13 protein-coding genes are annotated in these 14,486 nt (G+C 45.2%); 11 read left to right on the top strand and 2 right to left on the bottom strand.

Annotated features, from left to right (window positions below):
- The first annotated feature begins 11 nt into the window (after positions 1–11).
- The 8 genes from BHV83_RS08910 (at position 12) to BHV83_RS08875 (ending at position 8,962) form a co-directional block, all read left to right on the top strand.
- Positions 12–1,217 carry a DUF4934 domain-containing protein gene (locus tag BHV83_RS08910; RefSeq protein WP_286757411.1) on the top strand — a complete coding sequence of 402 codons (1,206 nt, stop codon included), beginning with the start codon at positions 12–14 and terminating at the stop codon, positions 1,215–1,217.
- Positions 1,218–1,220: 3 nt separating this feature from the next.
- A complete protein-coding gene (locus BHV83_RS08905) occupies positions 1,221–1,799 on the top strand; it encodes a hypothetical protein (RefSeq protein ID WP_229032837.1) in 579 nt (192 codons plus the stop codon).
- 169 nt (positions 1,800–1,968) lie between these two features.
- Positions 1,969–4,179, top strand: coding sequence for a patatin-like phospholipase family protein (locus tag BHV83_RS08900; RefSeq protein WP_182387865.1), 2,211 nt, complete (start codon positions 1,969–1,971; stop codon positions 4,177–4,179).
- A gap of 15 nt (positions 4,180–4,194) precedes the next feature.
- On the top strand, positions 4,195–4,869 hold the full coding sequence (locus tag BHV83_RS08895) for a DUF2461 domain-containing protein (RefSeq protein WP_286757410.1): 675 nt from the start codon (positions 4,195–4,197) through the stop codon (positions 4,867–4,869).
- Between the two features lie 466 nt (positions 4,870–5,335).
- Positions 5,336–7,111: a signal peptide peptidase SppA gene (gene sppA / locus BHV83_RS08890; RefSeq protein WP_122205469.1), complete on the top strand. Its 1,776-nt coding sequence runs from the start codon at positions 5,336–5,338 to the stop codon at positions 7,109–7,111.
- 56 nt (positions 7,112–7,167) lie between these two features.
- Complete coding sequence (locus tag BHV83_RS08885; RefSeq protein WP_005644815.1) at positions 7,168–7,833, top strand: DUF2975 domain-containing protein; 666 nt, start codon at positions 7,168–7,170, stop codon at positions 7,831–7,833.
- Positions 7,834–8,149: 316 nt separating this feature from the next.
- Complete coding sequence (locus tag BHV83_RS08880; RefSeq protein ID WP_005633234.1) at positions 8,150–8,362, top strand: helix-turn-helix domain-containing protein; 213 nt, start codon at positions 8,150–8,152, stop codon at positions 8,360–8,362.
- 189 nt (positions 8,363–8,551) lie between these two features.
- Positions 8,552–8,962 carry a DUF3836 domain-containing protein gene (locus tag BHV83_RS08875; protein ID WP_005633231.1) on the top strand — a complete coding sequence of 137 codons (411 nt, stop codon included), beginning with the start codon at positions 8,552–8,554 and terminating at the stop codon, positions 8,960–8,962.
- A 140-nt stretch (positions 8,963–9,102) separates the two neighbouring features.
- Here the strand turns inward: BHV83_RS08875 and BHV83_RS08870 are convergent, their stop codons facing one another.
- Entirely contained in the window at positions 9,103–10,467 is a 1,365-nt protein-coding gene (locus tag BHV83_RS08870; RefSeq protein ID WP_119216168.1) for a TrpB-like pyridoxal phosphate-dependent enzyme, read from the bottom strand.
- Positions 10,468–10,710: 243 nt separating this feature from the next.
- Between BHV83_RS08870 and BHV83_RS08865 the strand changes: the two genes are divergently transcribed.
- From BHV83_RS08865 to rfbD, 3 genes are all read left to right on the top strand, one after another.
- A complete protein-coding gene (locus BHV83_RS08865) occupies positions 10,711–10,983 on the top strand; it encodes a hypothetical protein (protein WP_224204833.1) in 273 nt (90 codons plus the stop codon).
- Positions 10,984–11,259: 276 nt separating this feature from the next.
- Positions 11,260–12,438: a DcaP family trimeric outer membrane transporter gene (locus tag BHV83_RS08860; RefSeq protein ID WP_286757409.1), complete on the top strand. Its 1,179-nt coding sequence runs from the start codon at positions 11,260–11,262 to the stop codon at positions 12,436–12,438.
- Positions 12,438–13,328 (top strand): dTDP-4-dehydrorhamnose reductase, encoded by an 891-nt coding sequence (gene rfbD / locus BHV83_RS08855; RefSeq protein ID WP_122115622.1) that lies wholly within the window; start codon positions 12,438–12,440, stop codon positions 13,326–13,328. Before BHV83_RS08860 ends, rfbD begins: the two co-directional genes overlap by 1 nt.
- A gap of 118 nt (positions 13,329–13,446) precedes the next feature.
- On the opposite strand, the gene BHV83_RS08850 is transcribed toward rfbD, so the two are convergent.
- Positions 13,447–14,457 carry an aspartate-semialdehyde dehydrogenase gene (locus BHV83_RS08850; protein ID WP_122205467.1) on the bottom strand — a complete coding sequence of 337 codons (1,011 nt, stop codon included), beginning with the start codon at positions 14,455–14,457 and terminating at the stop codon, positions 13,447–13,449.
- Positions 14,458–14,486 lie beyond the last annotated feature (29 nt).

Raw genomic sequence — 14,486 nt, 5'->3', positions numbered from 1 at the left:
TCGATATAAATATGGAATATAGAAAAGTATTTCTGTTGAGTGTAGTCGTGTTTCTTTCGGCTTGTGCGGGAAAGAATGTCGAACAACCGGTAACTGTCGAATTCGAACCTGTGGAGTCGGAGTATCCGATAACCATTCCGTTCGAGGCAGGAGTCGGTGTCGAGCGGGAGATTAAGTTGAGCGATATTGCCGATTCCGTACAGTATGTTCCGTTGGAAACGAATGATAAGTGCCTGATCGATTTTATAAATTCGGGGAAGGTGGTAAAGACCGGTAAATATTGGTTTGTTTCCAGTAATACGAGGTTGTATCAGTATACGACGGATGGAAAGTTTGTCAGGAACATCGGTTCGAGGGGTGGTGGTCCCGGACAATTCAACTATTTCCAACAGATAGATGTGAACGAGGATACGGGATTGATCTTTATGCTGACAACTTCCGGGAAGATCAATGTCTATGAGATGGAAACCGGAAAATTCCTTTATGACATAAAGATACCGGATAAGGAAACGGCACAATTTGCCATGTTGAATGATACCTTGGTGGCGACCTTCATGTTGAATAGCAGTGGGCAACAAAAAGAACGTATCTATATCTCCAGCCAAAAAGAGAATATATTGAATACCTTTTATCGTTCGGACCTGTTTGAAGTCAAAAGCGGAACTCGGTGGCTGATGATGAGTGGCATAGACAGATACATGTTCCGCTATAAAGATTTGATTTGCTACAAAGAGTTTTACAATGATACTTTGTTCGTTGTGACGGAAAAGGAGCTCCAACCCCGTTATATCTTCGATTTAGGCAAATATTCCATCCCCATTGACTGTCGCATGGAAGCCTGCGATGGTGACTGGAAGACCTACAACACGATTGCTGCTCCATATATCCGCAACCAGGTGATAGAAACCGATTCATTGCTTTTTATGCCTTATAATTATTGGGCGGGAGAAAAACAACGGGAGCGTCATATGGTGCTTTACGACAAAAAGGCAAAGGAATGTTTTTCCGTTCCGAGAGGTTATATCAAGAACGACTTCCCCGGTGCTTTGCCTTTGCGTCCGGCGACTTCTTTGGACTGGAACACTCTGGTCTCTGTCTGGGAGGTCGGTGATATTATGAAAGAAGCAGAAAAGAATCCGGAAGTCCTGGAACATCCCCAATTGAAAAAATTGACAGAAGATGATAATCCGGTATTGATGGTCGTTTATATGAAATAAGCTATGATGCGTTTTGTTGGAATAGTACTATTGATCGGGCTGGTTGCCGGCTGTTCGCCTAAGCAACCGGTCCCGGTCCGTATCGGTTATGTGGAAACGGATGTTCCGTCAAGTAGCCAGTGTGTGGAAATAACCGGTGCTTTCCAGGGCCGGCCGTATCAGTTACGAATGGCATATTCCCAAAACGGGAAGGTGAGTTATAAAATATTGAACGAGACGCCTTGCATTATGCAAGATACGGTTTTGCGCCTACAGATGGCAGTCGAGCCAGTCCACAAACATACGGCACGTTTTACATTGAATGTCGATTCTTTACAAATAACCAAGGAGATAGAACTGGAAGATGTCCTGCACTGTATCTTATTGGAAACCTATCCCGACCGCCCTTTTTCTACTTCAGATACGATCCCGCTTACTTCCTACACCAGTGGTGCTTTGCGCGAAATACTGGTAGACGGAAAATTACTACAGGGCGGCAGCTATTGCGATGTACGGAATGCCAAACTGTCGCCGCAAGAGTGGCATAAGGCTTTTGATATGAAAGAATATATCTGGTTCGAGCTGTTGTTTGTTGGAAAGTAGACGGCACATGCTATGTTTTTTCAATCCTTTTATTGCGTGAGGTGATAACAAAATATATCTTTGCCATTGGATATAAATAAGGTATTCGTTATGAAGTAGTAACGATTGATAAGAGTCTGCTCGTAGAAGAATAGATCTGTGGATAACAACTAAAAAAGGGATTGTGATGATGAAGAAATACCTGTCTCTTTTGCTTATATGCTTGCTTGCCTGGCCTGGGATGGCGGGAGAACGCAAGAAAGTCGCAGTCGTGTTGGGCGGTGGCGGTGCAAAAGGTGTGGCGCATATCGGGGTATTGAAAGTGTTGGAGGAAGCCGGTATCCCGATCGATATCGTGGCTGGGACCAGTATGGGGGCGATTGTCGGAGGTTTGTATGCTATCGGTTACAGCCCGGATGAGATCAAAAGAATGGTAGAGTTGCAAGACTGGGATATGTTGTTGAGCGACAAAGTGAAACGTAGTCATCTCCTCTTCCCTGAAAAAGAGAAGGCGGAGCGTTATATAGTTTCCTTGCCTTTCGGGTTGGAGAAGAAAGACCGGGTGATCGATGGAGTTGTGAAAGGCCAGAACTTGCAAAACCTCTTTTCAGACCTGACGATCGGTTATCACGATTCGGCCGATTTTAATTCTTTTCTGATCCCGTTTGCTTGTGTGGCGGTCGATATGGTTAGTGGTAAAGACTATGTATTCCACAAAGGCAGCCTTCCGCTTGCCATGCGTGCCAGTATGGCGATTCCGGCGGTGTTTACCCCTGTCCGGCTGGACAGTATGGTGCTTGTCGATGGCGGGTTGAACAATAACTATCCGGTGGATGTCGCACTTGCTATGGGAGCGGATATCGTTATCGGCGTGGATTTGGCAACGAGCGATCTGCGTAGTTACGACCGCCTGCATTCTCCCGGTGATATCGCAACGCAGATCATCGCTTTGCATGGCTATGACAAATATGAGCGGAACCGTGACCGGACCGATCTGCTGTTTCGTCCGGATATGGAACCTTACCGTTCTTCCAGTTTTGCTCCTGCAGCTCTTGATACGATGTTACACAGGGGAGAAGCTGATGCTCGCCGTCGTTGGAACGAAATCATGGCTTTGAAGCGTAGGATCGGTCTTTCGGATACCGATACCTTTTCTATACAGTCGCGGCGCCTGGCGCATCGTCCTGTTTTGCCTGCCGATACATTCTATGTCCGTCATATCCGTTTCGATGGAGCCGATCCGCGCGACCTGAACTGGTTGCATCGTATCTGTGCGCTAAAGGAGAACAGCCATATTACGTTGAAGGAACTGCGCAAATCCATGTCTATTCTGGTCGGGACAAATGCCTATGCTTATGTAAACTACAAACTGACCGGCGAGAGCCAGCAGGATCTGGTCTTGACCTTGCAGCCTAAATCGGAAAGTTCTGTGAATTTAGGTATACGTTTCGATTCGGAGGAAATCATCGGAGTGCTGGTGAATGCCACCTATCATAAGGGGAAACGGAATCATTCCCGTTTTGCTTTTACCGGGCGTGTGGGGAGTAAGATATCTTCTGCTATGCTGGATTACTCGATAGAACGTTCTCCGCTGCGCAATTTCAATTTGTCGTATAAGTTCAGCTATAATAATTTGGACATTTATGAGAAGGGAGATAAACGGTTTAACACCACCTATACACACCATCTTGCAGAATTCGCTTATTCGGATATGAACTGGTTGAGCTTTAAGGTGAAGGCCGGACTGCGTTATGAATATTTTAATTATAATTCCTTTCTTTACACAGGGAGTGATGAATTGTATACTGTGAAACCGGAGGGCTTTTTTAGTTATTTCGCATCGGCACATCTCGAAACATTGGACCGGCGGTATTTCCCAAATAGGGGAGTTTCTTTGGAGGCGGACTATTCACTCTATACGGACAACTTTGTGAAATATAACGGTAGCTCTCCTTTCTCGGCTATCGGTTTGAAGTTTATGACGGTTTGTCCCATTAGTTCACGTTTGAGTTTGTTGCCTGCGTTTTACGGGCGTGTCCTGATCGGGGGAAATACGGCTTTTCCGTTCTTAAATGCGATCGGTGGGGAGACGTTCGGACGTTATTTGTCTCAGCAATTGCCTTTTGCCGGGATCAATCATGTGGAAATCCTGGATAATTCGGTCGTGGTGGCTCGCCTCCAGCTCCGGCAACGTATTGCGGGGAACAACTATATCACGCTGACCGGCAACTATGGCATTCATAACAACGATTTTTTTCATCTGCTGGAGGGGAAAAGCCTTTGGGGAGGCAGCCTGGGATATGCCTATAACAGTATTGCCGGTCCTTTGAGTGCAACGTTCGGCATGTCCAACCGTAATTCGCATTTGCAGTTTTATATGAATTTGGGATTTATGTTTTAAATAATATATCAAAGGATGAATGCAGAAATAATACAATTCCTGACGGAACTGCGTCAGAACAATAACCGGGAATGGTTTCAGGCCAATAAAAGCCGTTACGATTCCCTTCGCAAGGGCTTTATTGACGAAGTACAACAATTGATTGACCGGATCGCCCTCTTCGATCCGGAAATAGCCGGATTGGAGGCGAAAGATTGCCTGTTCCGCATTTACCAGGATATTCGTTTTTCACCGGACAAGACTCCGTATAAGATTCATTTTGCAGCCTATATGGCTTCCTGTGGGGGACGAGGTAGCGAGCGTGCAGGCTATTATATTCATCTTGAACCGGGTGGCTGCCTGCTTTCGGGTGGTGTTTGGTGTCCGCCGCCTGCCTTGCTGAAAGCACTCCGTAAAGACATTTATGAAAATATAGAAGATTTTGTCGCCATCATGGAAAAACCGGCTTTCAAGAAGACATATCCGACGATGGAGGGCGAAGTCCTGAAACGTATGCCTGCCGGCTATCCTTCCGATTTCAAATATGACGAAATCCTACGTCACAAAGATTTCAGTGTCGTCTCCTATAAACCGGATGAATTCTTTTTCGAACCGGATTGGATGGATAAGGCCGTTGAAGATTTCAAACTTTTATATCCGTTCAACCAATTCTTGAATTATACGGTGGATGAGTATTTAGGAAGAGTCTGATTGTCTCGTCCTGAAATAGGTTGGCCACGCCTCCCCGGTTTCACATCCACATATTTAAGTAAAAAAACAAGGAGGCTACAATATCAATTAATCAACAAATACACAGGTATTAACAACTATTACTACCACTCCTTTGCTTTTCGCCCTTAGTCGAAAAGGTTTTTGACCAGTGTCGAAAGGGCTTTTGACCAAGGGCGAAAAGGCTTTCGACTAAAGGCAAAAGGTCTATGAGCAGGCTGTTTGACAATAGTAGCATGGCGATTGTCACTTAAATAGAGCCTTCCGGAGCTGACTTGGTCTCTGATGAAGGTTGACGCTTACTTTCAATATATATTTTCTGTGTTTCGTGATATTTTTATCGAAAAACAATAAAAATATTTGGTGGAGTCAGAAATAATATATTCTTTTGCATATCGAAAAACGATAAATATTGTTTGAAAAACGAACAACAATTACATAAAACATTATGAAACAATTCTTCAAAACGGTATTTGCATCCACGCTGGGAGTGTTGGTTGCTTTGGGAATCGTAACAATGGGTTCCATTTTTTTCATCATAGGAGTAGCCGCCAGTGCTGACGGCTCTTCTGAGTACAAACCGGATAAGAACACGGTGTTCAAATTGTCTTTGGATGGTGTCTTGGTCGATCAGGCTGTGAAGAATCCTTTTTCGGAACTGATGGGAGAAAGTAGCAATCAAATGGCTGTGTCGGATGTGATCAAAGCGATCCGCCGTGCAAAGGCAAACGATAATATTAAAGGTATTTATCTGGAAGCCGGTTCGCTTTCTACAGGCTTTGCAGGGATTGAGGCGATCCGCCGCGAGTTGGAGGACTTTAAGGATAGCGGTAAGTTTATCGTGTCATACGGCGATTATTATACGCAGGGGGCTTATTACCTGTGTAGCGTAGCTGACTCTGTTTTCCTAAATCCGCAAGGTAGCGTCTCGTTGGTTGGTCTTGCATCACAGGGGTTGTTTTTTACTGGGTTGGCTGAGAAAATCGGAGTGGAACATTATATCTTTAAGGTTGGAACTTATAAGAGTGCCGTAGAACCGTTTTTCCTGAAAAAGTTTAGCGATGCCAATCGTGAACAGTTGACTTCTTTCTTGGGCAGCGTATGGGGAAACTTGACAACCGCTATCGAGAAAAGCCGTAATATCTCTTCCGACGAATTGGATCGTTACCTGAACGAAGGTCTTGCAATGGGCCAGGCTTCCAATGCTGTCGATTATAAATTGGCGGACGGGCTTCGTTATCGGTATGAGGTGGAAAACTGTGTGAAAGAAATGGCCGGACAGGATGTGAAGGGCAAGCTGAAAACTGCCGGTGTCGATAAAGTCGCTTCTATCAAAGTAAAAGAAAAAGACAGTGGGAATAAGATCGCAGTCCTGTATGCGGAAGGTGAAATCAGAGACGACGATTCTTCTTCTCCTTTCAGTGCCGATGAACAGGTTATTTCGGAAGAAATGGCGAATAAGCTACGTAAGCTGAAAGATGACGATGATGTAAAAGCCGTGGTCTTTCGTGTGAACTCTCCGGGCGGTAGCGCTTATATCTCCGAACAGATATGGAAAGAAGTGGTTGAGTTAAAAGCTAAAAAGCCGATTGTTGTTTCAATGGGCAATTATGCCGCTTCTGGTGGCTATTACATCTCTTGTGCCGCAAACAAGATTGTCGCCGAACGTACGACTTTGACAGGTTCAATCGGTGTATTCGGTGTCGTCCGTAATTTTACCGGAACATTTGATAAGGTAGGTGTAACTACGGATATCGTAAAGACAAATACATTCGCTGATTTGGGGGACATCAGTCGTCCGATGCGTGAAGATGAAAAGGCGTTGATCCAGCGTGGTGTAGAACAAACATATGATTTATTCCTGACTCGTTGCGCAGATGGCCGCGGCATGACAAAAGCTGAGATCGATTCGATCGGACAAGGACGTGTATGGACAGGTGAACAGGCATTGGAAAGAGGTTTGGTCGACCAGTTGGGCGGTATGGATGATGCGATCAAAGAGGCTGCGACTTTAGCGGAATTGACTGATTATTCTGTAATAGTAGCAGATGGCCCGAAAGATTTCTTTACCAAATTCATGGAGAAGCAGATGGATGAAGCAAAAGTCTCCATCGCCAAATCTGTAATGGGCGAAGAGCAATTCAAACTGTTCTCAACGATCCGCCGGGCTGAAACGGAATCCGGTATTATTGCCCGTATGCCGTTTGATATAAAAGGTTTATAATGGAAGGTAGGGCGGGGTTTGCCCGCCCTTCTTCTTAAGCAAGAATGCTATAGGTTATGAAAAAGCAATTGAATTTAATCTGTGTTTTGATATTTTTCTTTGTCGGTTTGTCTTTGGTTCCGAGCATCTATTCGATGGGTAATGCATTTGTGGACGGTTTCAAAGAAGGAATGTCACAGGCTGAAGAAGCGCATGAGCAGGGAACAACAAACATTAGTGCGGGAATATTAAGCCCGATGACTCTTAGTTTATGGCCGAAATCTTTGGCTGCCACTTCAGATAAGCTATTCAATCAGAAGGATCAGGAGTGGTATCCGGCTTCACATATCAAGACATTGGTCTGGGCGAAATCCAAAGATGTTGGAATTGCAAGATATGTAAGTTTCCTTATGCTGATCGGTCTGTTCTTTATTATAAAAGCGATCATCCAATTCTATAAGCTTATCAATGCGATTAATCACGAGGTGATATTCGATTGGATGAATGTACGCCGTTTGAATCGCATCGGACGCAATCTACTGATCTCTTTCATACTGACACAAGCTTATATGATAACGAATTACTGGGAGGCAACCCGATTATTCGAGTTGGAAGGTTATGAACATAATTTCTGGTGTGACTTTCAGCCGATGACATTGATAATGGGCCTGATTGCTTTATTGGTAGGTCGTATTTTTGCAATCGGTCTGCAGATGAAAGAGGAACAGGAGTTGACAATTTAAGAATCTGATCATGATAAATAAGACACAAGCGATGTCTTTTTTATTGTTCCGGCAGTTTGAGTCTATGTATTCTTTCGGATATGATTGTGAATGGAATTTCGGTCTTGCTTATAATTTATTACCCGAATGTCTGTTCCGTATATGAAATAATGGGGGAATGCCCTTTACTGGGTTCTCCGTTCTTAGTATAATATTATCTGCTGCCTGTATTTATTGCTTGAATCGGAGTTTGAGTATTCCGGCTTGGCAAACATCTGGAGATGCGGGTGGTGAAATTCATAATGTTGTAATTGACGAATAATCAGAGGAGTAAGATATGGCTATAATAGTGAATTTGGATGTGATGATGGCAAAAAGAAAGATCACTTTGGGTGATTTGGCCGATCGTATCGGTATTACCCCGGCAAATCTTTCGATCCTAAAGACGGGTAAAGCCAAAGCTATACGCTTTTCTACTCTTGAGGCAATTTGTAAGGAGCTCGATTGCCAACCGGCGGATATACTCGAATTTAAGGAAGATGAAACGTGAAGTCTTGGATATGAATGATTATTTTCTTACAATATGTAAGTATGCCAGGCCATATAAAGGCGGATGAAGTGCTTAATATTGTTAAATTAGATGTGTATGCTGACAATATGTAAGCAAAAGTTTGGTTGGTTATGGAATAGTACCTACATTTGCACCGCAATTTGAAAGTAATCTTAAAGTAATAATTATATGAAGACTTCGATTTTAAGTAAAAGCATTCTTGTTCTTGCAGTTATGTTCTTGTGTAATCTTGCAATGAGCGCAGCCTCTCCCAGAGAGTACATGTATGATACGAAGGAAGAGAATGGTAAGGTTATTTCAAAAGTCATTTTCTTAAATGACAATGGGCTTTTGAATAAAGAAGTTAAATATGAATTTTCTTACAATGAAAACGGCAAAGTGTCAGAAAAGAAGGCATATCGCTGGAATAAGAGTAAGGATGAGTGGGTTCCCTATTATCTGACGACTTATTCATACGATGCAGAAACAGGGGAAATCAACACCACATACGGAATGTGGGATAAAAAGAAGAAAAGTTTTAGCTTAAATGTCCAGAATATGGTTGCTCCGGCAACAAGTTATAACGACATTTTCTCATAATACCTATTTTAGAATATTTCATAGACACAACCGAAAATGGCGCGAATAACAAAAGACGTGAGTCCCTGTTATTAGCGCTATTTTCATTTGCTCCGATCATTTTCGTGAGATCACGAAAATGATCGGAGTTTATCTTGTTTTTATTTAATGATCTTCTCTATTTCCGAAAGATTCTTCTCTACATCGGCGTCTGTGACTTCGTAGTTTGTCAGGTCGCCTGCCAGATACTGGTCGTAAGCGGCCATGTCGATCAAGCCGTGGCCGGACAGGTTGAACAGGATCGTACGTGGTTTGCCTTCGATTTTAGCCTGCTCTGCTTCGCGAATAGCGGCAGCGATAGCGTGGGAAGATTCGGGTGCCGGTATAATGCCTTCGCTCTGAGCGAATAACGTGGCAGCTTTGAATGTCTCAAGCTGCTGGATATCTACAGCATCCATCAGGCCGTCTTTCTTTAATTGGCTGACGATAGAACCTGCACCGTGATAACGCAGACCGCCTGCGTGTATATTGGCCGGGGCGAAGTTATGCCCTAAAGTGAACATCGGAAGCAGTGGCGTGTAGCCGGCTTCGTCACCGAAGTCGTACTGGAATTGTCCACGTGTCAGTTTCGGGCAGGAGGCCGGTTCGGCAGCCAGGATACGGATATTTTTTCCTTGTGTCAGCTTATGACGCAGGAATGGGAATGCAATACCGGAGAAGTTTGAACCACCACCGAAACAAGCGATAACTACGTCCGGGTATTCTCCCGCCATCTCCATTTGTTTTTCAGCTTCCAGGCCGATAACTGTCTGGTGGAGCATCACATGGTTCAGCACGCTACCCAATACATATTTGCAATTGGGCGTCTGCATAGCCAACTCGACCGCTTCGGAGATGGCTGTTCCCAGGCTTCCCTGATAATTCGGGTGCTTGGTGATAATGTCGCGGCCCGCACGTGTACTCATACTGGGCGAGGCGATCACCTCGGCTCCGAACGTCTGCATGATAGAACGGCGGTAGGGTTTCTGGTTGTAGCTGACCTTTACCATATAGACAGCCAGTTCCAATCCGAAATGTTTGGCGGCCATAGCCATGGAAGCTCCCCATTGTCCGGCGCCTGTTTCGGTCGTGACATTGGTCACGCCTTCCTTTTTGCAGAAATAGGCCTGCGGAATAGCGGAATTCAGTTTATGAGATCCGACAGGGCTGACACTTTCGTTCTTGAAGTAGATGTGAGCCGGCGTGTCGAGTGCTTTTTCAAGTCCGTAAGCGCGGACCAACGGAGTCGGACGCCAGATTTTATACATGTCGCGAACTTCTTCCGGGATTTCGATCCAGGCATCCGTCTGGTTCATCTCCTGGTCTACCAATCCTTTGGCAAATAGAGGATAGAGATCTTCAGGCTTGAGCGGTTCCTTTGTTTTGGGGTTGAGCGGAGGAAGCGGTTTATTCTCCATGTCTGCTACGATGTTGTACCAGGCTGTAGGAATATCTTTCTCCTGCAGTAAAAATTTCTTACTTTCCATGATGTTGTTATGTAGTTTACATTAATAATCGATTTGGCCTTTAAGGCTTACAACTTGGAAGCAAAGTAACAAATAATATTTCGTTCTTCAAATGAAATACAGGAAAATATATATCTTTGTGGCTCAACTCTGTTAAACTGGTAACAAACTATAAGAATGAAAAAGCTGATATTACTGCTGGCCGGCATCTGCATGGTCTTTCCGGCATTCCACATCTTGGATTAATTTCACCTGCGGGACGAAATGGAAGGGGCACTTCTTTGCCGGTTATACCAAGAACTTGGGAACGGCCGACGTATTAGTTTCCGCCACCGAGTATGGTATGGGATTGGATATAGACCAGTTTTCTCTACCAATATCGCTTTCTCCTACAATCTGCCCCATTGGCAAATCGGTATGGAATATATGCCGACGACAGCTTGGTATGGTGATACGGACAAAGCCTTCGGCAAGACCGTAAATACGCATAGTGTCACGAACCATCGTATATTGGGACTTGTGATGTATTACTTTTAAAGGCTCGAAGAATTTCCCTGTTCCTTTTTCCAAGCGTTTTTCAGAGCTCTAAGAATTATCCTTGAATAAAACTGATGGTTCCCTATAGTGGAACTACGACTTGCTTGGTGTGGATGTATTAAAATGTTATCCTCTCCGTTTTTTGTATGGGTGTCAGGGGTGCTTTTATCAGGATATTTCCTGTTTTTCGGATAAGGTTAAGGTGTAGTAAGACTCTTCCTGTTTTGCAGTAATCCCAAACTTCCTTACCTTTGCAATCAATTTGAAAAGACAGAAATGAAAAGATATTTGCTACTCTTCGCGGCCTTATGCATGGTTATGGCCGGTCATGCTCAGAAAAAGAATTTTTCTTATAAATTTTATGGACAGGTGCGTGGCGACCTGTTTTATAATTCACGTGCCAATGCTGAAATTGTGGATGGGCTATTCCACCTTTATCCTAAAGACAAGAATTTGGATGCCGAAGGTAATGACCTGAATGCCACGGCAAATGGGAGTTTCTATCTGCTCTATTCCCGTTTGGGAGTAGACGTGACGGGGCCGAATATCGGGAAAGCCGTGACAACAGCCAAGTTAGAGGCGGATTTTCGCGGCTCCGGAAGCAACTGGGCGGTCTTGCGTATTCGCCATGCTTATGTCAACTTAGATTGGGGAAAATCGGCGGTATTGGTAGGACAAACCTGGCATCCGTTGTTCGGCGATGTATCTCCGCAAATGTTGAACCTTTCGACCGGTGCGCCTTTCCAACCGTTTAACCGTAGCCCTCAGATCCGTTACCGGTACACGTCGGGCAAAGGGTTGCAGCTGACAGGAGCCGTGTTGTGGCAGTTGCAGTATTTGTCTGCCGGCCCGAACGGAAAAAGTGAGGAATATATCAAGAACAGCTGCATCCCGGAAGTCTACGTCTCGGCTGATTATAAAGTTGATGGTTTGATTGCCGGCGTCGGCATGGAAGTGCTGTCCTTGAAACCCCGACAGCAAACAACGGTGGACGACCGGGTGTATAAAGTGAACGAGCGGGTCACTTCGGTGATTGCAGGTAAGACGTTGCTGGCTTCCAATCTGACGCAAGCCTGTATGTTGGGTGGTTATGCGGTTACCTCTGTCGATCCGCGTACAGGTGAACAGGAGTATACGCCTTACCGTCATTCCATGACTTGGCTGAATATAGTCTATGGCAAGAAATGGAAACCGGGAATCTTTGTCGGCTATCTGAAGAACTTAGGAACGGGAAAGACGATTGCCGGGCCGACCTATGGTGTCGGATTGGAGGTGGATCAGGTGTTTACTACCAACCTCCAACTCTCTTATAATCTGCCCCACTGGAAGCTGGGAGTGGAATACAGTCCTTCTCTTGCCTGGTATGGAGATATGAATGCAGAAAATGGTAAAATAGAAAACACGCATTCGGTGACGAACCACCGTGTGTTGGGTGTTCTGATCTATATGTTTTGATGAAAAAGATATTGGTTATAGGTGCTAATGGGTTTGTCGGGAGAAGAATCCTGGATAACCTTTCGGAGAACGGGGCCTGCGAAGTATTCGGCTGTTCCCTTCATCCGGATATCCGTCCGGAAGGGACCCATACTTTCGTTCGGTTGGACATCAACGACTATCCGGCGGTGGAGGCTTTGTTCGACCATATCTGTCCTGATGTCGTTGTCAATTGTTCGGCTCTTTCCGTCCCGGATTATTGCGAGCAGCACCGTGAGGAGGCGTATGCCATTAACGTGTCGGCGGTAGAGAACTTGGCGTATTGTTGCGAGCATCAGGGGAGCCGATTGATCCATTTGTCGACAGACTTTGTGTTTGACGGGAGAAGTGACCGTCTTTATACGGAAGAAGATCTGCCCGCTCCGCTCAATTACTATGGCGTGACCAAGTATCAGGGAGAACAGGCGGTAGCGAGTATTTGTCGCAACTATGCTATTGTCCGTGTGGTTGTCGTCTATGGGAAAGCGTTGCCAGGACAGCATGGCAATGTCCTTCAATTAGTCAAGAACCGCTTGGAAGCAGGGCAAGAGATCCGTGTCGTCGCCGATCAATATCGCACACCGACTTGGGTAGAGGATATTGCCGACGGAGTGGAACGGCTTGTGCATACCGATGATTCCGGTATTTATCATATCTGTGGCGCGGAATATCTTTCTATCGCAGAAATGGCATACCGTGTAGCCGATTATTTCGGACTGGATCGTTCACTGATCTGTCCGGTCACAACGGAAGAGATGAAGGAGGCAACGCCACGTCCACGCAATAGCGGACTGTCCATCGAAAAAGCAAAACGCGAATTGGGCTATCGCCCGCATACGCTGGAAGAAGGACTGAAAGAAATGAAGATATAATTTAGGCACGGATTACACGGAAAGAAAATAAATTTATCCGTGTAAATCCGTGCCTAAAAGATCCTGATAAAGGAGTTTTGACATCTCCTTCTCTTTATATCCAAATATCGTATATCGTTTATCCGATATTCTTTACTTTCAACAGATATTCTGCAATCTGTACAGCATTCAGGGCTGCCCCTTTTTTGATCTGGTCGCTTACTGTCCAGAATGTCAAGCCGTTCGGGTTCGTGATATCCTTACGGATACGGCCCACATAAACTGGGTCTTTTCCAGCGATGAACAACGGCATCGGATAGTCTTTCTTCGCTGGTTCGTCCTGCAGGATGACACCTTCGGCTTCGGCGAACGCCTTACGAGCTTCTTCTACGCTGACCGGTCGTTCTGTCTCTACCCAAGTCGCTTCGCTGTGGGCACGCATAACCGGAACACGTACACAAGTTGCGCTCACCTCGATGTCAGAGTGCATGATCTTGCGTGTTTCGTTATACATCTTCATCTCTTCCTTCGTGTAGCCGTTATCCGTAAATACGTCTACGTGAGGGATGACATTGTAAGCCAGTTGATAAGCGAACTTTTCCACAGTCGGTTTTTCGCCTTTCAGCAGTTGTTCATATTGTTTTACCAGTTCGGCCATTGCTGTTGCGCCTGCACCGCTGGCAGCCTGGTAGGTCGATACGTGTACACGCTTGATGTGCGACAGGCCTTCGATTGCCTTCAATGCAACGACCATCTGGATGGTGGTACAGTTCGGATTGGCAATGATACCGCGCGGACGATTCAGTGCATCTTCCGGGTTCACTTCGGGAACTACCAAAGGTACATCGTTGTCCATGCGGAATGCGCTGGAATTGTCGATCATCACAGTACCATATTTCGTAATGGTTTCTGCGAATTCGATAGAAGTACCGCCACCGGCCGAAACAAAAGCAACATCGATTCCCTTGAAGTCGTCGTTATGCTTAAGCTCCTTGACGGTAATTTGTTTACCACGGAAAGTATAAACACGTCCGGCACTGCGAGATGAGCCAAAAAGCACAAGCTCATCCATTGGGAAGTTTCTCTCGTCGAGTACGCGCAGGAATTCCTGTCCTACCGCTCCACTCACTCCAACAATTGCTACTTTCATTTTGAGCACTAATTAATTTGTTTATAAAA

Source organism: Parabacteroides sp. merdae-related_45_40 (genome assembly GCF_001915675.1).
The sequence above is the reverse complement of the archived record's forward strand: the minus strand, read 5'-3'. Positions and strand labels throughout refer to the sequence as shown.

Coding starts and splice junctions, on each gene's coding strand:
- BHV83_RS08900 (WP_182387865.1), top strand. CDS start 1,969: ATGAAGAAATACCTGTCTCTTTTGCTTATATGCTTGCTTGCCTGGCCT.
- BHV83_RS08860 (WP_286757409.1), top strand. CDS start 11,260: ATGAAAAGATATTTGCTACTCTTCGCGGCCTTATGCATGGTTATGGCC.
- BHV83_RS08885 (WP_005644815.1), top strand. CDS start 7,168: ATGAAAAAGCAATTGAATTTAATCTGTGTTTTGATATTTTTCTTTGTC.
- BHV83_RS08880 (WP_005633234.1), top strand. CDS start 8,150: ATGGCTATAATAGTGAATTTGGATGTGATGATGGCAAAAAGAAAGATC.
- BHV83_RS08905 (WP_229032837.1), top strand. CDS start 1,221: ATGATGCGTTTTGTTGGAATAGTACTATTGATCGGGCTGGTTGCCGGC.
- BHV83_RS08895 (WP_286757410.1), top strand. CDS start 4,195: ATGAATGCAGAAATAATACAATTCCTGACGGAACTGCGTCAGAACAAT.
- BHV83_RS08870 (WP_119216168.1), bottom strand. CDS start 10,467: ATGGAAAGTAAGAAATTTTTACTGCAGGAGAAAGATATTCCTACAGCC.
- BHV83_RS08850 (WP_122205467.1), bottom strand. CDS start 14,457: ATGAAAGTAGCAATTGTTGGAGTGAGTGGAGCGGTAGGACAGGAATTC.
- BHV83_RS08875 (WP_005633231.1), top strand. CDS start 8,552: ATGAAGACTTCGATTTTAAGTAAAAGCATTCTTGTTCTTGCAGTTATG.
- rfbD (WP_122115622.1), top strand. CDS start 12,438: ATGAAAAAGATATTGGTTATAGGTGCTAATGGGTTTGTCGGGAGAAGA.
- sppA (WP_122205469.1), top strand. CDS start 5,336: ATGAAACAATTCTTCAAAACGGTATTTGCATCCACGCTGGGAGTGTTG.
- BHV83_RS08910 (WP_286757411.1), top strand. CDS start 12: ATGGAATATAGAAAAGTATTTCTGTTGAGTGTAGTCGTGTTTCTTTCG.
- BHV83_RS08865 (WP_224204833.1), top strand. CDS start 10,711: ATGGAAGGGGCACTTCTTTGCCGGTTATACCAAGAACTTGGGAACGGC.